The organism is Nocardia sp. NPDC005998 (genome assembly GCF_040614395.1).
GTDB lineage: Bacteria > Actinomycetota > Actinomycetes > Mycobacteriales > Mycobacteriaceae > Nocardia.
The window spans coordinates 547,500-569,875 of the sequence record NZ_JBEXUI010000001.1 but is presented as its reverse complement, the minus strand read 5'-3'; the positions used below and the strand labels follow the sequence as shown (position 1 = coordinate 569,875).

The window sequence follows — 22,376 nt, the reverse complement described above, 5'->3', positions numbered from 1 at the left end:
GCGAATCGCCATGTCCAACAATTTCGCCGATCTCTTCGAGCATGCGGTCGACGCGATGCCGGAGCGCACCGCACTGATCGAGGGCGATCTCGCACTCACCTATGCCGAACTCGACGCCCGCGCGAATCGGCTGGCCGATCATCTCGGTTCGATCGGCGTCGGCCCCGGCACCCATGTGGGTTTCCAGATGCACAACGGCATCGAGACCATGACCACGCTCATCGCCTGTTTCAAGGCACAGGCCGTCCCGATCAATATCAACTACCGCTACCGCGTCGATGAGCTGCGCTATCTCTACGACAATGCCGATCTCGAGGTGCTGGTGTGCCATGAGACCTACGCCGACGCGGCGCTGGAGGCACTCACCGATGTGCCGTCCGCGATCCATGTCCTGATCGTCGACGACGAGCCACCCGCCCCCATCCGCACCGACACCACCACTGCGGTAGCGCTGCCCGCGTCCTATGCGCAGGCACTGCTCTCGGGCTCCCCCATCCGCCGCATCGTCGACCGCAGCCCGGACGACCTGTTCATGATGTACACCGGCGGCACCACCGGTCGCCCGAAGGGCGTCATGTGGCGGCAGGAGGATATGTGGCGCGTCCTCGGCGGCGGCATCGACTTCTTCACCGGCATTCCGGTTTCCGATGAATACCAGCAGTCCCGTGTCGGCGCACAGGGCGAACCCGGCACCTTGTTCATACTCCCGCCGCTCATCCACGCCGCCGCGATGATGCCGACGTTCACCGGCCTGTGGTCCGGCAATGCCGTGATCTTCGAGCCGAAATTCGATGCGCACCGGGTGTGGCAAGTGGTCGAACAACGCCGCCCGCAGATCATGGTGATCACCGGAGATGCCATGGCGCGCCCACTGATCGATGCCTACCGCGCCGCACCGGTGGACGCCAGCTCCCTGGTCGCCATCGCCTCCGGTGCCGCGCTGCTGTCACAGCCGGTGAAGAACACACTGCTGGAACTGTTTCCGTCGTCGGTGGTCTCCGATGCCATCGGCTCCTCCGAAACTGGTTTCGGCGGTATCGGTTTCGCGCAGAAGGATGACAATCCCGGACGCGGTCCCCGGGTGCGCAGCGGCCGGGGCGCGATCGTCGTCGATGACACCGGACATCCGGTCGCACCGGGTGCCGAAGGTTGGCTCGCCAAGACCGGTGCGGTGCCGATCGGCTACTACAAGGATCCGGACAAGACCGAGCGGCTGTTCAAAACGGTCGACGACGCCAGGATCGTGGTAACTGACGATCGCGCCAGGGTCGAGGCCGACGGCTCGGTGACCCTGATCGGCCGCGGCAATATGGTCGTCAATACCGGCGGCGAGAAGGTCTACGTCGAAGAGGTCGAGAGCGTGATGAAGGCGCACGACGCCATCTATGACGCGGTGGTGATCGGGGTACCGCACGAGCGCTGGGGTCAGCAGGTGGCGGCGGTCGTCTCGGTCGTGGGCTCGGAACCGGTGGATTTCGCCGCGCTGGAGCGCCATGTGCGCGTGCATCTCGCGGGCTACAAGGTGCCGAGGCAGATCTGGGTTGCGGAGGTGGTCGCGCGCGCCCCGAGCGGTAAGCCCGACTACCGCTGGGCCAAGGAGTTAGCGGCGGGCCGAACACCGGACCATCGAGCGGATTGAGCATGTTCCGGCGCGCATTTGTACAGGTCATACCGGCGAAGACCCTGGCAGCCGCAATGAGAACGTGTTCTAATTCGAGGGTATCCGTCATCGTCGCGAAGAAGGTCCAATGACCGAACGAAGTGAGCGAATCATGTGCCAGCGCGCCGTGCGCATGCCGGAGCCGAGTGTCAGCGAGGCGCAGGCATGAGCACAACAGAAGCCAAGAAGGATGCCGCACCGGCGCTGCCCGCCCGGATTACCGAGGAGCTGATCGGCAGGCTGACCGCGATGGTCGCGGCCTCCGGCACCGCCGACCCGTATTCGATGGTCGAGGTCTACACCGGTGCCGTGATCGGCGCACTACCGCAGTCGACACCCGAGGACGTTGCCGCCGCCTATGCGACCGCCCGCGCGGCGCAGCAGGAATGGGCCAGCTGGCCACTGCAGCGCCGCCTGCAGGTATTCGAGCGCGCGCACGAGCTGATCCTCGCCGAACACGAAACCATTGCCGACCTGATCCAGATCGGCTGCGGTAAGACCCGCCGAATGGCCTTCGAGGAGTCCTGTGACGTCCCGATGGTCATCAGCCACTACCTCAAGACCGCGCGCCGGGTGCTGAGGCCCAAGCGGCGCGGCGGTCCGGTGCCGCTGATCACCACCTCGACCGAGGAGCACCGTCCCAAGGGCGTCGTCGCAGTCATCGCGCCGTGGAATTTCCCGTTCGCCATCGCGCTGTCGGATTCGATGCCCGCGCTCATGGCGGGCAATGGCGTCGTGCTCAAGCCCGATAACAAGACCGCGCTCTGCGCGCTGTTCGGGGTGGAACTGCTGTATCGGGCGGGGCTGCCGAAGGGGCTTTTCCAGGTCGTCTGCGGAGAGGGCCCCGACGTGGGTCCGTCGTTGATCGATAATGCCGACTTCGTCATGTTCACCGGCTCGACCGCGACCGGGCGGGTCGTCGGCGAGGGCGCGGGCCGCAATCTGATCGGCTGCAGCCTCGAACTCGGCGGCAAGAACCCGATGATCGTCCTGGACGATGCGAATCTCGACGAGGTCATCCCCGGTGCAGCATTCGCGGTCTTCGCGAATTCCGGCCAGGCTTGCATGCACATCGAGCGGATCTACGTGCAGGACCGGCTCTATGACGAATTCGTGCGCCGATTGGTCACGGCGGCCGACGAATTGAACGCCAAGATCGGCGCGGCCTACGACTACACACCGGAATTCGGTTCGCTGGTATCGGTGCAGCATTTGGAGCGGGTCGCGGCACATGTCGAGGACGCGCGCGCCAAGGGCGCGAAGGTACTGACCGGCGGCAAGGCACGACCGGATATCGGCCCGGCGTTCTACGAGCCGACCGTGCTCACCGACGTCACCGCCGAGATGAAGCACGCGACCATGGAGACCTTCGGCCCGGTGGTGAGCGTCTATCGGTTCACCGACGAGCAGGAGGCCATCCGGCTCGCCAATGACACCGCCTACGGTTTGAATGCCAGCGTCTGGGGCCGGGACCTGGCCCGCGCCAACCGAATCGGCGCCCAGCTCGAGGCCGGGAATATCAATATCAATGACGGCTTCGTGACCACCTACGCCGCCAAATCCACACCGTCGGGCGGTGTGAAGCAGTCCGGCGTCGGCACCAGGCACGGCGATCAGGGCCTGCTCAAGTACACCGACACCGTGAATATCGGCGTGCAGAAGCGCCAGGTGATGGCGGCGCGTGCCGGACTTCCTTACGAAAAGCAGCTGAAGACAACGCTGACGACGCTACGACTGATGCGCCGACTCAGGTTGCGCTGAAACGATTTCCCCCAGGAGGTAGCCATGGCGGCGCCCGCTTTCCCGGCAGGCTTCGATTTCACCGATCCGGCGCTGTGGGAAAACCGCATGCCGGTCGAGGAATTCGCGACCCTGCGCCGCACCGCGCCGGTGTGGTGGTGCGCGCAGCCGGATGAAACCTCGGGCGGCTTCCGCGACGGCGGGTACTGGGTGGTCAGCAAGCACGAAGATGTGAAGGAGATTTCGCGCAGTCCGGAGCTCTACTCCTCCGCCCAGAAGGGCGCCATCATTCGCCTGCCCGACGATGTCACGCCGGAACAGATCGAACTCACCGGCGCCCTGCTGGTCAATATGGATGCGCCCAAACATGCCAAAATCCGCCGGATCGTCTCCAAGGGATTCACACCGCGTGCGGTGGAGGGCCTGCGGACGGCACTTACCGAACGCGCGGCGCGAATCGTGCACGAGGCCAAGCGAACCGGCGGCGGCGACTTCGTCGAGCAGGTGGCCTGCGAACTGCCGCTGCAGGCCATTGCGGAACTGCTCGGCGTGCCGAATGACGACCGACACAAGCTGTTCGCTTGGTCCAATCAGACGCTGAACTACGACGATCCGGAGTACGGCGACGCCAATACCGCCTTCGCCGAAATCCTCGGCTACGCCTGGAATATGGCCGAACAGCGCCGCGCCTGTCCGGTCGATGACATCGTCAGCCAGTTGGTGCATGCCGATGTCGACGGCGAGGCGCTCGGCTCGGACGAGTTCGGCTTCTTCGTGATCCTGCTGGCCATCGCGGGCAATGAGACCACCCGCAACGCCATCACCCACGGCATGAAGGCCTTCGTGGACCATCCGGAGCAGTGGGAGCTGTATCGGGAGCAGCGCCCGCGCACCGCACCCGATGAGATCGTCCGCTGGGCCACCCCGGTCAATGCCTTCCAGCGCACGGCGACCGAGGACACCGAACTCGGCGGGCAGCAGATCGAGCAGGGGCAGCGGCTGGGCATCTTCTACAGCTCGGCCAACTTCGATGAGGACGCCTTCGAAAATCCCTTCACCTTCGATGTGTTCCGCGACCCGAATCCGCATGTCGGATTCGGGGGCACCGGCGCGCATTACTGCGTCGGGGCGAATCTGGCGCGGCTGGAGATCGACCTGATGTTCAATGCCATTGCCGATGCGATGCCCAAGATCAGCCAGAGCGCCGATCCGGTACGGTTGCGATCGGGGTGGATCAACGGAATCAAGAACTGGCAGGTCCGATACGAATGAATATCCGCAACATTCCACTGCGCACCCTTTCCGGCGACCCGGCCACGCTGGGCGAACTGGTCGGCGACAAGGCCGTACTGCTGGTCAATGTGGCCTCCAAGTGTGGGCTGACGCCGCAGTACACCGGACTGGTCGAGCTGCACAAGACCTATGGCGAGCGCGGCTTCAGCGTGGTCGGGGTCCCGTGCAACCAGTTCATGGGTCAGGAGCCGGGTACCGCGGAGGAGATCGCGGAGTTCTGTTCGGCCACCTATGGCGTGGATTTTCCGCTGCTGGAAAAGACCGATGTCAATGGCGATGAGCGGCACCCGCTCTACGCCGCACTGGTGGAAACCGCGGATGCCGAGGGCACGGCCGGTGATATCCAGTGGAACTTCGAGAAGTTCCTGATCGATCGTGACGGTGCGGTGGTCGGCCGGTTCCGGCCGCGGACCACACCCGATGACGCGGCCATCGTGACCGCGGTCGAATCCGTTCTCTAGATCGAACTTCGGCAATAGCGGCCGGAGCTCGTCCGAGCTCCGGCCCGGGCTGCGTGCCTAGGACATCGCGAAGCGCAGCAGGGCCTGCTTATCGCCCTGCTTGATCTTGCCCTTGCGATTTAGCACCTCGAGCTGCCAGTTCGCACCGTTGCGGAATGCCCTGGCCACCGCATTGGCGTTATCCGTACCGAGCAGCGACGGCCAGATATCGGCCACCTGCTGGACGCTGCCGCCGGTCGCGTCGTAGATCTTGAACGAGATGTTGTTGGCCTTCTCGAATGAGGAGCCCTTTTTGAATGCGGCGGCCACGAAGATGATCGAGTCGATCGCATCGGGCACATTCGCGAAGGTGACGTGCACCGATTCGTCGTCGCCGGCGGCGGCGCCGGTCTGCTCGTCACCGGTGTGCTGAACCGAGCCATTGCCCAGCGGGTCGAGGGAATCGAGACCGGCGAAACGCACCGGCTCGGCGCCCTGCATGAGAATGGCGATCAGATCCAGATCCACACCGCGCTTGCGGCGCAATATGCCGATCGCACCGCCACTGGTGCCCGCCGACGGATCCCAACTCACCCCGACCGTCAGCTTGGTGATGCCGTTGAGATCCGCGGCGCCATCTTCCTTTTTGAGCGTGATCATGCCTTCACCCTACAAGTGCATCCGGAACACCAAGGGGCACAAATCCTTTCCCCTCACACACGCAACTAACCGCTCGCCACCCCTGTCCAGATAGCTTGGCCACTCCGACTGCCCGCCGAGCGTAGTCATCTGGCGGTCGAATACGCCTTGCGCGACCACCCTTCGGCTACGTTCGATAGACCTCGGCCTGTCTGGACGGGGAATTAGGGCTTTCGGCGCCTGCGGTAGCGGACCGCGCACGGCTGCTGCAGCTGCACCACCATCTTGCTGTGGTCGTTGCGGTAGCTGTCGGATGGTTGGGCCATCTCGAATTCCCAGTCTCGCAACAGTATCGAGAATATGGCCTTGAGCTGCATGAGCGCGAATGCCGCTCCGACACAGCGATGCCGGCCGGCGCCGAACGGAATCCAGGTCCAGCGGTTGACGATATCTTCCTGATTCGGATCGATATAGCGCCCGGGATCGAACCGGTCCGGATTCGGGAAGTCCTCCGGGATCCGGTTGGAGATGGCCGGTGTCGCCGCGACGAGATCACCCGGCTCGATGCGATGTCCGCACACCTCGAATTCGCCCTGGGCCACCCGCATCAGAATGATCAGCGGCGGATGCAGTCGCAGCGTCTCCTTGACCACCGCCTCCAGATTCGGAATCTGGCGCAGCGCACCGAAGCTGATATCGGAACCGTCGGCGTAGAGCTCATCGAGTTCATCGACGACGCGGCGCAAGTCCTCCGGATGCCTGAGCAATTCGATCACCGACCAGGCTGCGGTGCCGGAGGTGGTGTGATGGCCCGCGAACATCATCGAGATGAACATCCCGGTGATCTCACTGGCGCTGAAGCGCAGCTGCCCCTGCTCGTCCTTGATCGAGATCAGGATATCGAGCATGTCCCGATCTTCCTTGTGCACGAGCGGATTCGCGGCACGGCCGTCCATGATGCCCTGCACCAGTTCGACCAGTTCGCGGCGGGCCTCATCGCGGCGGCGGAAGCTTTCGATCGGCGCGTACGGGTCCACATAGGCCAGTGCGTCGGTGCCGCGCTCCAGATCGTGGTAGAGGTGCGCGAACCGGTCGTCGAGTTCATCGCGAAAACGCTTGCCGATCAAGCACGCCGAGGAGGTGTAGATGGTCAGCTCGGCGAAGAAGTCGAGCAGATCGATCTCGCCCTCGTCACCCCAACCCGCCAGCATCCGCTCGACCTCGCGCCCGATGGTGGCCGCATGTCCGCGCATCTGTTCGGCCCGCAGCGCCTGATTGTGCAGCATCTCCTTGCGCCGCTCCGGACTCGCGTCGAACACCACCCCCTCGCCGAAGATCGGCTTCATGAACGGGTAGGCCGCCGCCTGATCGAGATCCTCATCCCCGGACCGGAAGAAGAATTCATTGGCCTCCGCACCCGACAGCAGAATCACATGCTTCCCCGCCAGATCGAACGCCCCAACATCCCCGCATTCCGCCCGCACCCGCCGCATCAAAGCCAGCGGATCGACCCGAAATTCATCGAGATGCCCATGCTCGTGCTCGCCTCCGGACACCCGCACCGGCTTGACCAGGGTCATTGGAATCCTCCTGGGATAGCGGTCCACGCATGTGATGGACACGTGTCTGGACACTACTACGAGTAGGTGTGACCGGGCAAGGACGCGTTGTCCCTTCCTGCGACAGCAAAAGGCCCGGCACCGCTGACCTAGCAGTGCCGGGCTCTCGTTTTGTCGAAGCCTAAGGCCGTTCGAACTCGCCGTCGTTCATACCAGCGGTGAAGGCATCCCACTCACTCGGCGTGAAGATCAGAGCAGCACCGGCTGGGTTCTTCGAATCACGAACGCCGACTTGCCCTCCCGCGAGCCAGGCCACCTCGACGCAATCGGTTTGACCACCACTGTGACTGCTCTTAACCACTCCACCCCAGATAGGTCACTGTTCACGGCGCAAAACTCCTTGCTGCCCGCCTGAGCAGGTCTCGCGTTTGCATCTGGGCGGGCGGCGGGGCTGAAGGTGTGGATTCCTGCGATCATGATCAGGCAGATAGGCAGCTGACGGCGGACACCTACTAGCCGACACCTTGCCGTATGTCGTTTGCGACATATATCGTTGGTGTCGTGGGCGAACTGTTCACCATCGAAATCGAGCCCGAGGTGCGGGACTGGCTGGAAGCGCTGCCAGCCAAGCACTTCCTCAAGATCGACGAGTATGTCGGCCTGCTCGCTGAACAAGCAGAGTCGCTGAGCGAACCCTACGCCCGATACCTCGGTGACGGGGTCCGTGAACTACGCCCGACACTGGACGGTGCCGCTATCCGCATTACTTACTGGGTTGCGTCTGGCCGTCGAGTGATCCTGCTGACGGTGTTCCGCAAGACCCGCATGCGAGAAGACATCGAGGTCAAACGCGCGAAACTCGCCCAACAGACCTGCCAGGCCGAGCACGAACCCGCTCATCAAGAATTCATCCGCACAATCGAGAAGGGAGAACTGGACCGATGAGCCACGCGCGCTGGAAAGCCCTCCGGGAACGCAAACTCGCCGAGGACTACACCGAACCCGACGACGTCACCGAGGCCCGCCGAGAGATCCGGCTCTCCATGGCGCTGGCCAAGGCCGTCTACGACCGCCGAACCGAACTCGGACTCACCCAAGTCGACCTCGCCGAACGCGCCGGCCTGACCCAAGCCAAAATCTCGCGCATCGAGGGCTCCGACACCGTGCCAACTCTCCCCCTGCTCGCAAAGCTCGCCGACGCCCTCGACGCCACCCTCAATATCGCCCTCGACGCCGACGACACCCGAGTCAACTTCACCAGCCACCATACCGATGCTGCCTGAACGTGAGCACTCTTGAACCATCGCGCCTGGACGAGTCAACGCTCATGCTCAAACTCCCTGCAATCTCGAATCGCCGGACTTCCATGTCGAACCTAGGGGCGGTCGAACTCGCCGTCGTTCACCCCGGCTGTGAATGCATCCCACTCACTCGCCGTGAAGATCAGTGCCGGGCCGGTGGGGTTCTTGGAGTCACGCATACCGACCATGCCCCCATCAAGATGCGCAACCTCCACACAGTCTTTGCCGCCGGTTGTGCGGGCACTGGTGAACCAACGCGCCCCTGAGTTTGACGCAATCTCGTTGAGAAACCCAAGTTGGCCGGAGGGGCGGGGTCACCTGATGGTCTGCTAGCTCTGCGCCCGGCAGGGTGAACGGAACGAGAACCCCTCACGCAGTTCACTTCCGCCCCGGGGACGGTCAGGTGTCGTCGGTGCCGGGCGCACCGAATCACTCCGATGCGAGCAGGGGTCGGACCATGTAGCTTTCGGGGACACTCCACTGTCCCGCTGCCACTTCTATCGACGGGTGTGCGATCTGCCCGCGCATATCGATCCGCCGCACCTCGGTCGGATCATAATGAAAGCCGAACATGTGTGGGGCATCGTCATGCCAGCGCAACTCGGGCAGGCGGTCAAGGTGCGTATGCAACAGCAGGATTCGGATATCGGGCCGATCGTGTCACATCCGCGCTCGAACCGGTGGACCTATCTGATCCGGCCGGATCTGCCCGACGAGGTGCGTCTGTTCGCGGAGATGTTCCGCCTCGACGTTTCGGTGGTGCGCACCGGCGGCACCATCGCACTCCCCTCACCCACCGACCAGTGTGTCGAGTTCCGGCGCTGGGTGGAACCACCCCGCTGCACCTTCCGGCCATCCGGCCGCGTGGTGCTGGACGCCATCCGCGTCTGCGCCGGATTGCCACCGCACCACAGCTTTACCCGCAGCGAGCGACCATGAGCGCCAACACATCTCCACGTCCGTCCGAGCCCGATGTTCACCTGAGCGTCTTCCTGCACGGTGCCCGCTTCGACTACGTCGCCTGCCTCACCGCCGCCCTGCTCTTCGTCCAAGAACACCAAGCCCAGCACTACGCCGACGCCGTAACCGTCGACCTCGCCGACACCACCACCCTGCCGCGCCTACCCTGCGAGCGCCTCTACCTCGAGCCCTGAGCAACGTCCGACGGTGCCGTTCTGCCCATCACCCCGGGTCCATCGACCCTGCACTCATCCGGTGGCACCGGTCGACACTGAACTAAACGGCCATTCTGATCGAGAACACGACGGAGGCAATGCCATGAATGTCACGGACGTCCTCGCTACCGCGAAGGATTCGATGACGGCGAAGCGAGTATTCGCCGACCCTGTCGAACGCGACGGCACAACCGTGATCGCGGCAGCCGCGATCATCGGTGGCGGTGGCGGCGGAGTCGGTACCAAAGAAGGCCAGGAAGGATCCGGCGGCGGCTTCGGAATGGACAGCAAACCGGTCGGCGCCTACGTCATCAAAGACGGCAAGGTGCACTGGCAGCCCGCAGTCGATATCAACCGATTGATCACAGTGGTCGGCATCGTCGCAGTAACCGCCCTCCTCGTCGGCGCCCGCATCGCAAAACTCCAGGCACACTAAACCCGATCTCCGCCCTCCCCAACCCACCGCCGACGCCACGACCCGACCACGACGCCCCACCTGGGCCTCGGGTTCGGCTACCCGCTGCGCATCGCGGGCGGATGGGGACTCCGGCACCCGGACCGGGCCGTGACCTGGCTGAACTCCGCGATCGCGGGCGCCAAGGTGACGGACCTCGAATCCCGCTGGCAGACGGACGTTCTCGACGCGCGCCCCACCTCTGGGCACTCACCGCGGCCACCCACCCCCAGCCTGAGCAACCCCCGCAACGCACTCGGAGCCGAGCGGGTTGGGCTGCCACACACGCATTGATGACCTCGCAGGTGCGCGACGCCAGCGAGTGGGGCGCCGGGCGGTTACCCAGCGCCCCACTCTTGGGCTAGCCCACGGTCAGCACGGTGCCTGCGCCGACGGTCCGACCGCCCTCGCGGATGGCGAAGCCGAGGTCCGGCTCCAGCGGAACCGGACGGCCCAATTCGACCGTGAGGTCGATGGTTTCGCCGGGGCGGACGACCGCGATGCCGTCGGGCAGCGTGACGTTGCCGACGATGTCACCGGTGCGCACATAGAACTGCGGGCGGTAGCCGGTGCTGATCGGTGTGCGCCGACCACCCTCGGCGGTACCGAGCAGGTACACGCGCGCCGTGAACCGGCTGTGCACCGCGATACTGTTCGGCGCCGCCGCGACCTGGCCACGACGCACCTGACCGCGCTGCACACCGCGCAGCAGCAATGCGACATTGTCGCCCGCCTCCGCGGACTCCATTGTCCGGCCGAAGGTTTCGACCCCGGTGACCACGCAGGTCAGCTCCTCGCCGCCGAACAGCTGCACCCGGTCGCTGAGCCGGATCCGGCCGCGCTCCACCGCACCGGTGATGACGGTGCCCCGACCGGTAATGGTCAGGACGTTCTCCACCGGCAGCAGGAAGGGCGCGTCGGTGTACCGGACCGGTGTCGGCACGTGGGTGTCCACGGCGTCCAGCAGGTCGAGCAGCGCGGCGGTCCACCGCGAATCCCCCTCCAGCGCACGCAGACCCGAGACCCGCACGACCGGCAGCTCGTCCCCCGGATATCCCTGGGCGCTGAGCAGCTCACGCACCTCCAACTCGATCAGGTCGAGCAGTTCCGGATCACCCGCATCGGCCTTGTTCAGCGCCACCACGATGTGCTCCACCCCGACCTGACGGGCGAGCAGCACATGCTCGGCCGTCTGCGGCATTACGCCATCCTGCGCCGAGACCACCAGAATGGCCCCGTCGAGCTGGGAAGCGCCGGTGATCATATTCTTCACGAAATCGGCGTGCCCCGGCATATCGATATGCGCGTAATGCCTTGTGGCGGTTTCATATTCGACGTGCGCGATATTGATGGTGATCCCGCGCAGCGCCTCCTCCGGCGCCCGGTCGATCCGCTCGAACGGCACGAAACTGCCGCCGCCGCGCTCGGCGAGCACCTTGGTGATGGCGGCGGTCAATGTGGTCTTCCCGTGATCGACATGACCCATGGTGCCGATATTGAGATGCGGCTTGGTCCGCACGTAGGTCTTCTTGGACATGACTTTCCCTGACTGGCAATGTTTTCCGGCAATACACCGGGGGACCTCTCTGTGACGGGCCACCTTCCCCGTCAGAGGTCCCGGGACATCCCGGGGAAGGTCAGCTTCGGGCGCCGTCGAAGTGCGCCGCAGCCACTGCTGCGGACGCTGCCAGGGCAGCCGCCATCGCGCCCGCGACCGCGGACTCCAGAGCGATGGTGTGGCCGAACATGTAGTGCACTGTACGGGCCGAACGGAACCGGGCGCGAGCGATTTTCGCTCGCGCCCGGTGCGGCGGTGTCAGTGCGGCGGTATCAGTTCAGCGGAGCCGAACGCCACCAGCGCAGGACGTTGTCCTGTGCGCCCGCCAAACCGTCTGCGTACATCAGGAATTGGGCGCGCTTGCTGTCGCCGGTGAAGGCGGTGACGATCTTCGGGCCGTCATTGACGAATTTGTAGTTGGTGTAGGACTTTCCGCCATTGGCATCGGTCGACTTGGTGGCGTCCGAGGGCAGGTTGCTCAGCACCTTCTGCACATCGGAGGCGTTCTTGTAGACGTAGATGGTGTAGAACGGATCGTCGTTATCGGCGCCGCCGTAGCAATCCCACTGCGCGGCCCAGGCCCCGAAGTCCGGACTGCCGGGGGTGGGCAGGGTCAGATCGCCGGTCTTGTGGGCATTGCATTTAGCGCCGTTGTAGCCGACCGAATCCGATTCGCTGGCGGGCACCATGCGCGGGAACTCTTTGCTGATCGATGCCGCGGTGGCATCGATCGAGCCGCCGCCGGTCGGCGAGGAAGACGAGGTCGTGCTGCCGCCGCCGCTGGTCGTCGACGAACCATCTTTGGACACCACGCCGATGATCGCGAGCACGATCACCAACAGCACGACCAGACCGATGCACAGCGCGACGATGAGCCCGACATTCGACTTACGCGGCGGCGGGACCGGGCGCGCTCCGCCCATCGGCGGCCGGGGCGCACCGGGCGGCGTCGCGAAACCGAGCGGCTGTTGGTTGTGCGGCTGTTGGTTGTGCGGCTGCTGGTTGTGCGGCTGCTGGTTGTGCGGCTGCTGGTTGTGCGGCTGCTGGTTGTAGGGATGCGACTGCTGCTGCGTCGGCGCGGGCTGCACCGGCTGCGGGTGCTGGGTGCCCTGCGCGGGATTGACGGTCGTCTGCGCCAGCTGCTGTGGCTGCATGGTGTGCGGTCCGCTGGTCTGCGGGTACGGGCCGCTGGTCTGCGGGTAGGCCCCGGCGGTCTGCGGGTACGGGCCGTTCGTCACCGGCGGGATACCGGTCATGGGCATCGGCTGCCCCGTGACCGGCCGTGGCGCACCCGTCACCGGAATCGCCGGTCCGGTACCCGGACGCGGGCCGCCGACCACCGGCATCGCCGGTGCGCTCGGATTGGTGAATGCCTGCTTGGCCGCCAGCGCGAACTCCGAGCAGGAGGCGAAGCGGTCATCGGGTCGCTTGGCCATGGCCTTGGCCAGGACGGCGTCCAACTGGTACGGCAGGCCGGGACGGACGCTGCTCAATGCCGGGGGCGTGCCCTGCAGATGTCCCTGGATCACCGCCGCCGGATTGGTCGCCGCGAATGGACCGGACCCGGTGAACAGCCAGAACAGCGAGCACGCCAGCGAGTACTGGTCCGAGCGGTGATCAAGCGATGCGCCGGTCAGCTGTTCGGGCGAGGCATAGGCGAGGGTGGCGGTGAAGGTGCCGGTCTGGGTGAGATGTCCGGTGTCGTCGCGCAGGCGCGCGATGCCGAAGTCGGTGAGATAGACCCGCTCACCGCGTCCACCGCCCGAGCGGGCCAGCAGGATATTCGCGGGCTTCACATCGCGGTGCAGCACGCCCATGCCGTGCGCGTAATCGAGCGCGTCCGCGGTCTCCTTGATGATCTGCACCGCGCGCTCCGGCGGCAGCGACTTCGGCTCGACCGACGCGGCATCGATGCCATCGATGTACTGCATCGAGATCCACAGCTGCTCGTCCTCGAGGCCGCGGTCGTAGACGGTGACGATATTCGGGTGATCGAGCTGCGCGACCAGATCCGCCTCCCGCTCGAACCGCGCGCGCACCTCCTTATCGAAGAACATCTCCCGATTCAGCAGCTTCAGCGCCGTCATCCGCGGCAGTCGCGGATGCTTCGCCAGGTACACCGAACCCATGCCACCGCGGCCCAATTGCCGATCGATGACATAACCGGCGAACACCTCACCGCTGGCCAGCATGTCTGCTCCACTTCCCGCCGCGCACCGGGACCCACCGGTGCACAGGCGTACAGCATAAGAACGCGCGATCAGGACCACCTGACCACGGAAAACATCGAAACCTTAGCAGGATTCGCTTAAGCCCTGGTTATCGTCGACTTATAGGTATCGCATGCGACGCCGATAGCGCACCGCTATGGCGGAGGCCGTGGTGTGGGGCCCGGCGGGGTCCGCCCGGGGCGACGCGGGATGTCGGGCAGAGCAATGGTGTTCGGCCGCACCGACCGTCGCGGCGGCAGTGGCAGACGCGGCTGTGATGATCTCGGCGGCTCGGACGCGCCGCGGTTGGTCGGCTCCGCCGGTCGGGCGGTTCGGCTGCTCCCGACTCGCTCGGAAGTGTTGGGGGGCAACGGGTTTTCGGATGGCGCCGAGTTTCCGGACGGCGCTGCGTTTCCGGGCGGCGTCGCGCTTCCGGACGGCGCTGCTCTTCCAGACGGCGCCGGACTTCCGGACGGCGCTGCACTTCCAGACGGCACTGCACTTCCAGACGGCACTGCACTTCCAGACGGCACTGCACTTCCAGACGGCACTGCACTTCCAGACGGCACTGCACTTCCAGACGGCACTGCACTTCCAGACGGCGTCGCGCTTCCGGACGGCGCTGCACTTCCAGACGGCGCCGGACTTCCAGACGGCGCTGCACTTCCAGACGGCGCCGCACTTCCAGACGGCGCCGCACTTCCAGACGGCGCCGCACTTCCAGACTGCACCGGGTTACGCGGCGGACCGAGGTGCGGCGATTCGATGCTGGTACGCGAATCATGGCCCGACGGAGGACGATACGCACCGTGCTGCCCGTTCCCGTGCTGCTGGTGCGGGTGCGGGTGCGGGTGCGGCCAGGACGACACCAGCGCCCGCCGAGCCGCTACGGCGAATTCGGTACAGCTGCCGAACCGGTCCGCTGGCTGTTTGGCCATGGCCCGCATCAGCACCGCGTCCAACCCGAGCGGCACATCGGGGCGATATCGGCGCAGCGACGGTATCGCCCCGTGCAGATGTCCGTTGATGACGGCCATGGGATTCGCCCCATGGAACGGCCCGACCCCGGTCAGCATCCAGAACAGCGAACAGGCCAGTGAGTACTGATCGGCCAGATAGTCCGGCTTCCCGGTCAGCTGCTCCGGCGCCGCATAGGCCAGGGTGGCGGTGATGGTGCCCGGTGAACTCAGCGTGGACTCGGTGCCGCGCATGCCTGCAATGCCGAAATCGGTGAGCAGCACCCGTTCCGGCTGCCCGATCGGCGCCTTGGCCAGCAAGATATTGGCCGGTTTCACATCGCGGTGCAGCACCCCATTGGCGTGTGCGAAATCCAGGGCGGCCGCGGTATCGGCGATGATCTGCACCGCGCGACCCGGCGCGAGCACATTGACATCCGCGCAGGAGGCATCCGCGCCGGGCACGAATTGCATCGAGATCCAGAGCTGTTGATCCTCGGCGCCGCGGTCGTAGACGGTGACGATATTCGGATGGTCGAGCGTGGCGACCAGATCGGCCTCGCGCTCGAAACGATGCCGGATCTCGGCATCGGTATACAGTTCGCGCTTCAACAGTTTCAACGCGGTCAGACGCGGTAGACGTGGATGCTGGGCCAGGTATACGGTGCCCATACCGCCCTGGCCGAGCACACGTTTAATGGTGTAGCCAGCGAAAACGTCGCCAGTTCGCAGCACAGTGGATTCACCCCCCATATTCGGGTCGAGCACCTGGATCCTACCGATGTATCTGTTGGCGTGGCCCCGGCGCAACATGTTCGTTGCCGTCCGCTGCGGCCTTTCGGCGGCCCGTTGACCGCCGTGTCGGAGACGTTGTCGGTGGCAGTCGATAGGCTCGGCCCCATGCGCATTGGAGCACACGTCCGGCTCGACAGCGATCCGATCGGCTTCGGTGAAAAACTCGGCGCCGAGGTCATCCAGTTGTTCGTCGTCGACCCGCAGAGCTGGGACAAGCCGACCCCGCACCCGCGGACCGAGGAGATCCTCGCCAGTCCGATCGATGTGGTGGTGCACTCGTCCTATCAGATCAATGTGGCCAGCCTGAACAACCGCCTGCGCATGCCGTCGCGCAATGCGGTCGCGCAGCAGGCCGCGGCCGCCGCCGATCTCGGCGCGTTCGGCCTGGTCGTGCACGGCGGACATGTCCGCTCCGACAGCGAGCTGGACACCGGAATCGACAACTGGCGCAAGCTGTTCGAACGTCAACAGGACAAGGGCGGCTTCGCGGTGCCGATCCTGATCGAGAACACCGCGGGCGGCAATCACGCCATGGCCCGGCATTTCGATTCGATCGCCCGGCTCTGGGACGCGGTCGGCGATTTCGGCGCCGGCTTCTGCCTCGACACCTGCCACGCCTGGGCGGGCGGTGAGGATCTGGTCGGCGTCGTCGAGCGGATCAAGGCCATCACCGGCCGCATCGACCTGGTGCACCTGAATTCCTCACGCGACGAATTCAATTCCGGCGCGGACCGGCACGCCAACTTCGCCGACGGCACGATCGATCCGCAACTGCTCGCGGAGGTATGCCGCACCGCGAACGCCCCGGTCATCCTGGAGACTCCCGCCGAGGGTGTCGCCGATGACCTGGCCTATCTGCGGGAACACCTCGGCTGATTCCGTCGTCGGCCCGGCCGGGCAGTCCGATGGGCAGAACAGACCGGCGGGTAGTCGGGCAGAGCAGGTAGATCGGCACAAGCAGCCCGGACCGCGGCCCGCTACGAACAGTCCGAACCGCACGTGGCGCCGTGGGACAGCCGAAGGCGTTATCCGGCAGGTGGTCGCGGTGGCGAGTTCGCTGGTGAGCCAGACCAACTCGTCGTCGGTGACATGCGTGCCGTTGCCACCCGCACGTCGCGCGCCGCATGCCGGGCCCCGTCTCAACCCGGACAAATCGGCAACGAGCAACCCGAATCGCAAGGACTCAATCGGCAACGGGACACCCCGACCGCGGCGTGCGCCGGGCGGCGGCGAAATCGGCGCGGACCGGACAGCGACCAAGCCGGCACAGACCGGACAACGACCAAACCCACGCAAGCCGGACAGCGACCCAAATCCGCGCGGACCGGACAGCCACCAAGCCGGCACAGACCGGACAACGACCAACCCACGCAAGCCGGACGACGGGAACGACAGCCCAGAAACGTCGTTGCGATGGCGCACTGAGCCGGGGCGTGGGGCAAGCGCCGTTGGGATCACGACGACGAAAACCCTGGTTGTAGTGCCTATTTCGGTGGTGTGCTCATGGCGCATCAACCGATTTCAATCAGCGAAGGTGATCCCTATGACGGTCGACTACGCCCAATCCACCGCCACCGTGACCAAGCTCGGTGCCCGCATCGGCGCCCAGGTCGACAATGTCCGGCTCGGCGGCGATCTGGACGCGGGCACCGTCGAGGTGATCCGGCGCGCCCTTGTCGAGCACAAGGTCATCTTCTTCCGCGGTCAGGACCATCTGACCGAGGACGGGCAGTACGAGTTCGCGCAACTGCTCGGCACCCCGACCACTCCCCACCCGACGGTCACCTCGCACGGCGTCAAGAGCCTGGCCATCGACTCCGAATACGGCCGGGCCAATAGCTGGCACACCGATGTCACCTTCGTCGATCGGATCCCGAAGGCCTCGATCCTGCGCGCGGTCACCCTGCCGTCCTACGGCGGATCGACCACCTGGGCATCCACCGTCGCCGCCTACGAGTCGCTGCCCGAACCGCTCAGGCGCCTGGCCGAGAACCTGCGGGCCGTGCACACCAATATCTACGACTACGCCGCCACCAACGTCGACCGCAGCACCCCGAACACCGCGGCCTACCGCGCCGAGTTCCAATCCGACTTCTACGAGACCGAACATCCGGTGGTGCGGGTACACCCGGAAACCGGCGAGCGTGCCCTGCTGGTCGGGCACTTCGTCAAGCATTTCGTCGGCGTCTCCACCAGCGAGTCCCAGGCCCTGTTCCGGCTGTTCCAGGACCGGGTGACCCGGCTGGAGAACACCACCCGCTGGAACTGGCAGCCCGGTGACGTCGCCGTCTGGGACAACCGCGCCACCCAGCACTACGCCATCGACGACTACGACGACCAGCCCCGCAAGCTGACCCGGATCACCCTCGCTGGCGATATTCCGGTCGGTGTCGACGGCGTCAAGAGCACGGTGCACCACGGCAATGCCGAGCACTACTCGATCATCGAGGAAGTCTCCCCGCTCGCATCGTGACGGCGATCGCACGGCTGCCGCAGTACCTCCCGATTGTGCTGCGGCAGTTGAGGGGCCGTGCGGTCCACCTACCGGGCCGTAGCCGAGCACGAGGTCGGGCCGCTGCCGGGCGGCGCGATAGTACACACTGAACCCCATGAGTATCAGCCCGCTGGACGGGGTTCGCGTCCTGGAACTCGGCAATTACATCGCCGCGCCGACCGCTGGTCGCATCCTCGGCGACTTCGGTGCCGAGGTGATCAAAGTGGAGCGGCCGAAGGCCGGAGATGAGCTGCGCAATTGGCGGCTCTACGGCGGCGATACCTCGATGCTGTACCGCACCATCAACCGGAACAAGAAGTCGATCACGCTGGATCTGCGCACCGAAGCGGGCCGTGGCATCGTGCTCGACCTGCTGCGGCACTGCGACGTGCTGCTGGAGAACTTCCGTCCGGGCATGCTCGAGAAGTGGGGTCTCGGCCCGGAGGTGCTCAACGAGGTGAATCCGGATCTGGTGATCACCCGGATCTCCGCCTACGGGCAGACCGGCCCGTTGGCCGCACGGCCCGGTTTCGCCGCGGTCGCCGAGGCCGTGGGCGGTCTGCGTGAACTCGTCGGCGATCCGGATCGGCCGCCGGTGCGGGTCGGCGTGTCCATCGGCGATTCGATCGCGGGCATCTATGCGGCTTTCGGGACGGTGATGGCACTGTTCCAGCGCGAACGCACGACCGGATCGATTCCGCTCGGTGAACGCGTTATCGACGTGGCTTTGAACGAGGCGATTCTGTCGGTGATGGAATCGCTGGTCCCCGACTATCTCGCGTACGGCATCAACCGCGAGCGCGTCGGCGGCCGGATGGAGGGCATCGCACCGAGCAATGCCTATCCGACCAGTGACGACGCGAGCATCATCATCGGCGGCAACGGTGATGCCATCTTCCAGCGCTATATGGAGGTGATCGGCCGCCCGGACCTGGCCGCCGATCCGGAGCTGCAGGACAATGCCGGACGCTGGCGCAACCGCGAACGACTCGACGCGTGCATTGCCGAATGGACCGTGCGGCACACTCGCGACGAGGCACTGAAACTCCTGGAGGCGGCCGCCATCCCCTGCGGCCCCATCTACACCGCCGCCGATATCGTCGCCGACGAGCAGTACCAGGCGCGCAATATGATTCAGCCGTTCCCGGTCGATGTCGGTGCGCCGCAGCCGAAGACGGTCGGCTTCCCCGGCATCGTGCCGGTGATCGGCGAAAAGTCGCTGCCCATTCGCAATGTCGGCCCGGATCTGGGTGCGCACACGCGCGAGGTGCTTTCGGAACTGCTCGGCATGAGCGCGGCCGATATCGACGGGCTGGAGGCGTGATGCGCGCCGGTATCGACGCGGTGGTGGCGGCATGACGCGACGGGTTTATGGCAGGCGTCGGCCGCCGGGGCGCAACCTGCGCGAATTGCGCGCGCCCGGCCACGCCCGCCCCACGATCCACCCCACCCCGGCGAGCAACGAAAAGCCGTGTGGTGGTGTGATGTGCGTCCCGCCGCACGTGCGTCAGGCACCACCGGTTCGGGATGCACTGGAGGAAGAAGGATGAGCGCCGCAGCGCATAGCGAGTCGACGAGGGGCGATGGTCGCGCGACGAGCGGGCCCGACGCCATCCTGCGCGATGTGACGCTGCGCGACGGATTGCAGCTGACCGGAAAGGTGCTGCCGGTCGAGCGCAAGGTGGAGATCGTGCGCCGCCTGCTCGCGCTCGGCGTGCCCGCGTTGGAGATCGGCTCGATGGCCCGCGCCGATCTGGTGCCGCCGATGGCCAACACCATGGAGCTCATTGCCGCACTGACTCCGCAAGAGCTGCAACGCTGTTGGGTCTGGGTGGCGACACCGCGCCATATCGAGAAGGCCGCCGCCGCGGGCGTGCGCAACTTCCAATATTGCTTCTCCGCCTCGGATGCGCACAATAAGGCCAATATCGGCCGCAGCACCGAGGACAGCGTCGCCGCCATGCCGGACGCGGTCCGCTTGGCCGAGGAGGCGGGCGGCGAAATCCAACTCTGCCTCGCCACCAGCTTCACTTGCCCCTTCGACGGCCCCGTCGACCCGGAGCGAGTCCTGGCCATCGCCAACGACCCGCGCACCGAGGGCGCCGCCGATATCGTCATCGCCGACACCCTCGGCCAGGCCCACCCGACCCAGGTGTCCGCACTGATCTCGGCCGTACGCGACCGAACCCCGCACCGCCGCATCGTCTTCCACGGCCACGACACCTGGGGCATGGGCGTCGCGAACACCCTCGCCGCGCTGCAAGCCGGTGCCACCATGGTCGACGGCTCCCTCGGCGGCCTCGGCGGCTGCCCCTTCGCCCCCGGTGCGAGCGGCAACACCTCCACCGAGGACATCCTCTTCGCCGCCCGCCCCACCTGGTTCACCCCACCCGTCCTGGCCGACCTGGTCACCCTCACCGAAGCCCTCCTAACCGAACTCGCCGAACCCAACCGCTCCCGGACCGCCGAAGGCGCTCGCTCCAAAGCCCCCGCCTTCGAATGGGTCATCACCCGGTAACGGAGCCGCCGCACATGCAGTGTGAATGTCGCACAAGCCATAGGCCCGCGAGGTCCCCAATGCTTGTGCGGCACCCGGTGGCGATCAGTCCTGGCAAAGGGAGTTCAGGATCTGGGAGCGGTGGCCGGTGCCCTTCCGGATAGCGTTGCAGTCGGCTTCCTCGCGAGTAGCGAAAATCGTCATGGCCACAGCCGGCAGCGTTGATCTTGTCGAAAGCTGAAGAAGTGCAAGGGGTTGGCCAGAGCCGATGGCGCGTACCGATTTACCGCTCGGTGCGGGCCGGGGTGAACTGGTAGTGCCGGAAATCGCGGACGGGCTCGAAACCGATGGCGCGGTAGATCTTGTTCGAGGTGGGGTTGGCGATATCGGCGAACAGGCAGACGTTCAGGCCCTGCCAGCGCAGGGTGCGGGCCACATGGGCGGTGAGGATGCTGGCGTAGCCGTGGCCGCGTTCCTCGGGCGGGGTGTAGACCGGGCCGATCCGGGACCAGCCGAACACCGGAATCTGGTGCGCGGCAAGGCAGACGGGACGGCCGTCGCGTTCCCACAGCCACCAGCGTCCGGTCGCGATCCGGTTCCGGATGGCGATGGCATTCAGGCTCGGCGGTGGCAGACCGGATTCCACGCGCATGTTCTCGGTCCAGCCGACACACAGCGCCACATCGGATTCGGTTGCGCGCCGCGGTGATCCGGCGGTCTCGGGAACGCTCAGTTCCGCGAGCCGGTAGAGGCGGGTGGAATACGCCTCCATGAAGTCCACGCCGTGGCGCCGCCCCCAGCGCTCGGCGAATTCGGTGGCGTCGTCGATCGCACCCTCGACCCCGCTCACATCCCGGGCAACCTCGGCCATCGCATCGGCAACGGCCGCAACACTTCCCGCGGGCAGCTCACCGAGGTACACCCCACGTCCGGCCGCGCGCATGGCGACGCCGATAACCGTCGCGTCGTCATCGTGCACGGACAGGAATCGTGACAGTTCGGCATCGGCCTGCATGCCGGTGAGGTGATTGGCGATGCCCGTGGTGATCACCGTGTGCCGCAGCGGATCACGCAGCAGGAAGGCCTCGGTGACCGCCCGGTACCGCGCGGCGTCGGCGGTGATCTCGATCCTCATACCGAATCACGCTAGAGCCCGAAAGCCCTGCGCGCTCGTAATTTCCCACGCCGCCGTGCCGCGGCAACGCCCACTTCAGCCGGTTCGCCCCGCTCCATCGGCGCGCATCTTGAGCAGGACCAATCCGGCGGTGCACGCGAGAATCAGTCCGGCGACGGTGATTTCGACATGCAGTCCAGCAATGCCGAGTACTGCTCCAACGATGCCGCCGACAAAAATCAGCCAGGCCGCTATCCGCAACAGGAGCGCGGACAACGTACGTTCTGGCGGGTTCGACACGACTTGCTGCGAGTTTTCCGTGGCCGCCGAATCGTCGGCCGCGCCGGAGTCTCGCAACGGAGTTGTCGAGTAAGCTCCCATCATCAACTCCTTGATGACGCCGATCAGAGTATTGCCCTCGCGCAGATTGCACCGCGCGTCTCTCATCTAGGTACTGGCGTCTCACGCGTAACTTTGATCACACACGCTAC

General features: G+C 65.6%; 23 protein-coding genes. 14 read left to right on the top strand and 9 right to left on the bottom strand.

The window, feature by feature from the left end; all coding sequences use genetic code 11:
* The first annotated feature begins 10 nt into the window (after positions 1–10).
* The 4 genes from ABZ293_RS02680 to ABZ293_RS02665 all read left to right on the top strand — a co-directional run bounded on the left by ABZ293_RS02680 (position 11) and on the right by ABZ293_RS02665 (position 5,154).
* The gene (locus ABZ293_RS02680; protein ID WP_355176948.1) at positions 11–1,639 is read left to right on the top strand and encodes an acyl-CoA synthetase; all 1,629 of its coding nucleotides are present in this window, start codon (positions 11–13) and stop codon (positions 1,637–1,639) included.
* Between the two features lie 186 nt (positions 1,640–1,825).
* Positions 1,826–3,421, top strand: coding sequence for a succinic semialdehyde dehydrogenase (locus ABZ293_RS02675; protein ID WP_355176947.1), 1,596 nt, complete (start codon positions 1,826–1,828; stop codon positions 3,419–3,421).
* Between the two features lie 24 nt (positions 3,422–3,445).
* Positions 3,446–4,672 (top strand): cytochrome P450, encoded by a 1,227-nt coding sequence (locus tag ABZ293_RS02670; RefSeq protein ID WP_355176946.1) that lies wholly within the window; start codon positions 3,446–3,448, stop codon positions 4,670–4,672.
* Positions 4,669–5,154, top strand: coding sequence for a glutathione peroxidase (locus ABZ293_RS02665; RefSeq protein ID WP_355176945.1), 486 nt, complete (start codon positions 4,669–4,671; stop codon positions 5,152–5,154). Before ABZ293_RS02670 ends, ABZ293_RS02665 begins: the two co-directional genes overlap by 4 nt.
* Positions 5,155–5,211: 57 nt before the next feature.
* Here the strand turns inward: ABZ293_RS02665 and ABZ293_RS02660 are convergent, their stop codons facing one another.
* The 3 genes from ABZ293_RS02660 to ABZ293_RS02650 all read right to left on the bottom strand — a co-directional run bounded on the left by ABZ293_RS02660 (position 5,212) and on the right by ABZ293_RS02650 (position 7,647).
* Positions 5,212–5,793 (bottom strand): TerD family protein, encoded by a 582-nt coding sequence (locus tag ABZ293_RS02660; RefSeq protein WP_355176944.1) that lies wholly within the window; start codon positions 5,791–5,793, stop codon positions 5,212–5,214.
* Between the two features lie 203 nt (positions 5,794–5,996).
* Entirely contained in the window at positions 5,997–7,352 is a 1,356-nt protein-coding gene (locus ABZ293_RS02655; RefSeq protein ID WP_355176943.1) for a cytochrome P450, read from the bottom strand.
* 160 nt (positions 7,353–7,512) lie between these two features.
* Positions 7,513–7,647, bottom strand: a complete 135-nt coding sequence (locus tag ABZ293_RS02650; RefSeq protein ID WP_355177141.1) for a DUF397 domain-containing protein — start codon at positions 7,645–7,647, stop codon at positions 7,513–7,515.
* Between the two features lie 245 nt (positions 7,648–7,892).
* Here ABZ293_RS02650 and ABZ293_RS02645 point away from each other — a divergent pair, with 245 nt between their 5' ends.
* Positions 7,893–8,276, top strand: a complete 384-nt coding sequence (locus tag ABZ293_RS02645; protein ID WP_355176942.1) for a type II toxin-antitoxin system RelE/ParE family toxin — start codon at positions 7,893–7,895, stop codon at positions 8,274–8,276.
* Positions 8,273–8,614 carry a helix-turn-helix domain-containing protein gene (locus ABZ293_RS02640; protein ID WP_355176941.1) on the top strand — a complete coding sequence of 114 codons (342 nt, stop codon included), beginning with the start codon at positions 8,273–8,275 and terminating at the stop codon, positions 8,612–8,614. The genes ABZ293_RS02645 and ABZ293_RS02640 overlap by 4 nt, the downstream gene beginning before the upstream one ends.
* Before the next feature lie 92 nt (positions 8,615–8,706).
* On the opposite strand, the gene ABZ293_RS02635 is transcribed toward ABZ293_RS02640, so the two are convergent.
* Positions 8,707–8,910 carry a DUF397 domain-containing protein gene (locus tag ABZ293_RS02635; RefSeq protein ID WP_355177140.1) on the bottom strand — a complete coding sequence of 68 codons (204 nt, stop codon included), beginning with the start codon at positions 8,908–8,910 and terminating at the stop codon, positions 8,707–8,709.
* Between the two features lie 280 nt (positions 8,911–9,190).
* On the opposite strand from ABZ293_RS02635, the gene ABZ293_RS02630 reads away from it, so the two are divergent.
* The 3 genes from ABZ293_RS02630 (at position 9,191) to ABZ293_RS02620 (ending at position 10,243) form a co-directional block, all read left to right on the top strand.
* Entirely contained in the window at positions 9,191–9,571 is a 381-nt protein-coding gene (locus ABZ293_RS02630) for a DNA-directed RNA polymerase subunit beta (RefSeq protein WP_355176940.1), read from the top strand.
* Positions 9,568–9,786, top strand: a complete 219-nt coding sequence (locus ABZ293_RS02625; RefSeq protein ID WP_354961527.1) for a hypothetical protein — start codon at positions 9,568–9,570, stop codon at positions 9,784–9,786. The genes ABZ293_RS02630 and ABZ293_RS02625 overlap by 4 nt, the downstream gene beginning before the upstream one ends.
* Before the next feature lie 124 nt (positions 9,787–9,910).
* Complete coding sequence (locus ABZ293_RS02620; protein WP_355176939.1) at positions 9,911–10,243, top strand: sporulation protein; 333 nt, start codon at positions 9,911–9,913, stop codon at positions 10,241–10,243.
* Between the two features lie 379 nt (positions 10,244–10,622).
* On the opposite strand, the gene tuf is transcribed toward ABZ293_RS02620, so the two are convergent.
* The 3 genes from tuf to ABZ293_RS02605 form a co-directional block, all read right to left on the bottom strand.
* Positions 10,623–11,798, bottom strand: a complete 1,176-nt coding sequence (gene tuf / locus ABZ293_RS02615) for an elongation factor Tu (RefSeq protein WP_355176938.1) — start codon at positions 11,796–11,798, stop codon at positions 10,623–10,625.
* Positions 11,799–12,091: 293 nt separating this feature from the next.
* Complete coding sequence (locus ABZ293_RS02610) at positions 12,092–14,011, bottom strand: protein kinase (protein WP_355176937.1); 1,920 nt, start codon at positions 14,009–14,011, stop codon at positions 12,092–12,094.
* 173 nt (positions 14,012–14,184) lie between these two features.
* Positions 14,185–15,720 (bottom strand): protein kinase, encoded by a 1,536-nt coding sequence (locus ABZ293_RS02605; RefSeq protein WP_355176936.1) that lies wholly within the window; start codon positions 15,718–15,720, stop codon positions 14,185–14,187.
* 165 nt (positions 15,721–15,885) lie between these two features.
* On the opposite strand from ABZ293_RS02605, the gene ABZ293_RS02600 reads away from it, so the two are divergent.
* The 5 genes from ABZ293_RS02600 (at position 15,886) to ABZ293_RS02580 (ending at position 20,792) form a co-directional block, all read left to right on the top strand.
* Positions 15,886–16,656, top strand: a complete 771-nt coding sequence (locus ABZ293_RS02600) for a deoxyribonuclease IV (RefSeq protein ID WP_355176935.1) — start codon at positions 15,886–15,888, stop codon at positions 16,654–16,656.
* 667 nt (positions 16,657–17,323) lie between these two features.
* A complete protein-coding gene (locus tag ABZ293_RS02595) occupies positions 17,324–18,253 on the top strand; it encodes a TauD/TfdA family dioxygenase (RefSeq protein ID WP_355176934.1) in 930 nt (309 codons plus the stop codon).
* Between the two features lie 136 nt (positions 18,254–18,389).
* Positions 18,390–19,598: a CaiB/BaiF CoA-transferase family protein gene (locus ABZ293_RS02590; RefSeq protein ID WP_355176933.1), complete on the top strand. Its 1,209-nt coding sequence runs from the start codon at positions 18,390–18,392 to the stop codon at positions 19,596–19,598.
* A 31-nt stretch (positions 19,599–19,629) separates the two neighbouring features.
* On the top strand, positions 19,630–19,824 hold the full coding sequence (locus tag ABZ293_RS02585; RefSeq protein WP_355176932.1) for a hypothetical protein: 195 nt from the start codon (positions 19,630–19,632) through the stop codon (positions 19,822–19,824).
* On the top strand, positions 19,821–20,792 hold the full coding sequence (locus ABZ293_RS02580; protein ID WP_355176931.1) for a hydroxymethylglutaryl-CoA lyase: 972 nt from the start codon (positions 19,821–19,823) through the stop codon (positions 20,790–20,792). Before ABZ293_RS02585 ends, ABZ293_RS02580 begins: the two co-directional genes overlap by 4 nt.
* A 262-nt stretch (positions 20,793–21,054) precedes the next feature.
* Here ABZ293_RS02580 and ABZ293_RS02575 read toward each other — a convergent pair whose 3' ends face one another.
* Positions 21,055–21,906: a GNAT family N-acetyltransferase gene (locus ABZ293_RS02575; protein ID WP_355176930.1), complete on the bottom strand. Its 852-nt coding sequence runs from the start codon at positions 21,904–21,906 to the stop codon at positions 21,055–21,057.
* A gap of 75 nt (positions 21,907–21,981) precedes the next feature.
* On the bottom strand, positions 21,982–22,332 hold the full coding sequence (locus ABZ293_RS02570; RefSeq protein WP_355176929.1) for a hypothetical protein: 351 nt from the start codon (positions 22,330–22,332) through the stop codon (positions 21,982–21,984).
* Positions 22,333–22,376: the final 44 nt, after the last annotated feature.

Bases quoted from the DNA above. Each gene is read 5' to 3' on its own strand.
- ABZ293_RS02600 (WP_355176935.1), top strand. From the start codon at position 15,886: ATGCGCATTGGAGCACACGTCCGGCTCGACAGCGATCCGATCGGCTTC.
- ABZ293_RS02570 (WP_355176929.1), bottom strand. From the start codon at position 22,332: ATGAGAGACGCGCGGTGCAATCTGCGCGAGGGCAATACTCTGATCGGC.
- ABZ293_RS02580 (WP_355176931.1), top strand. From the start codon at position 19,821: ATGAGCGCCGCAGCGCATAGCGAGTCGACGAGGGGCGATGGTCGCGCG.
- ABZ293_RS02670 (WP_355176946.1), top strand. From the start codon at position 3,446: ATGGCGGCGCCCGCTTTCCCGGCAGGCTTCGATTTCACCGATCCGGCG.
- tuf (WP_355176938.1), bottom strand. From the start codon at position 11,798: ATGTCCAAGAAGACCTACGTGCGGACCAAGCCGCATCTCAATATCGGC.
- ABZ293_RS02590 (WP_355176933.1), top strand. From the start codon at position 18,390: ATGAGTATCAGCCCGCTGGACGGGGTTCGCGTCCTGGAACTCGGCAAT.
- ABZ293_RS02675 (WP_355176947.1), top strand. From the start codon at position 1,826: ATGAGCACAACAGAAGCCAAGAAGGATGCCGCACCGGCGCTGCCCGCC.
- ABZ293_RS02655 (WP_355176943.1), bottom strand. From the start codon at position 7,352: ATGACCCTGGTCAAGCCGGTGCGGGTGTCCGGAGGCGAGCACGAGCAT.
- ABZ293_RS02665 (WP_355176945.1), top strand. From the start codon at position 4,669: ATGAATATCCGCAACATTCCACTGCGCACCCTTTCCGGCGACCCGGCC.
- ABZ293_RS02660 (WP_355176944.1), bottom strand. From the start codon at position 5,793: ATGATCACGCTCAAAAAGGAAGATGGCGCCGCGGATCTCAACGGCATC.
- ABZ293_RS02630 (WP_355176940.1), top strand. From the start codon at position 9,191: ATGAAAGCCGAACATGTGTGGGGCATCGTCATGCCAGCGCAACTCGGG.
- ABZ293_RS02620 (WP_355176939.1), top strand. From the start codon at position 9,911: ATGAATGTCACGGACGTCCTCGCTACCGCGAAGGATTCGATGACGGCG.
- ABZ293_RS02640 (WP_355176941.1), top strand. From the start codon at position 8,273: ATGAGCCACGCGCGCTGGAAAGCCCTCCGGGAACGCAAACTCGCCGAG.
- ABZ293_RS02595 (WP_355176934.1), top strand. From the start codon at position 17,324: ATGACGGTCGACTACGCCCAATCCACCGCCACCGTGACCAAGCTCGGT.
- ABZ293_RS02680 (WP_355176948.1), top strand. From the start codon at position 11: ATGTCCAACAATTTCGCCGATCTCTTCGAGCATGCGGTCGACGCGATG.
- ABZ293_RS02610 (WP_355176937.1), bottom strand. From the start codon at position 14,011: ATGCTGGCCAGCGGTGAGGTGTTCGCCGGTTATGTCATCGATCGGCAA.
- ABZ293_RS02625 (WP_354961527.1), top strand. From the start codon at position 9,568: ATGAGCGCCAACACATCTCCACGTCCGTCCGAGCCCGATGTTCACCTG.
- ABZ293_RS02575 (WP_355176930.1), bottom strand. From the start codon at position 21,906: ATGAGGATCGAGATCACCGCCGACGCCGCGCGGTACCGGGCGGTCACC.
- ABZ293_RS02585 (WP_355176932.1), top strand. From the start codon at position 19,630: ATGACGCGACGGGTTTATGGCAGGCGTCGGCCGCCGGGGCGCAACCTG.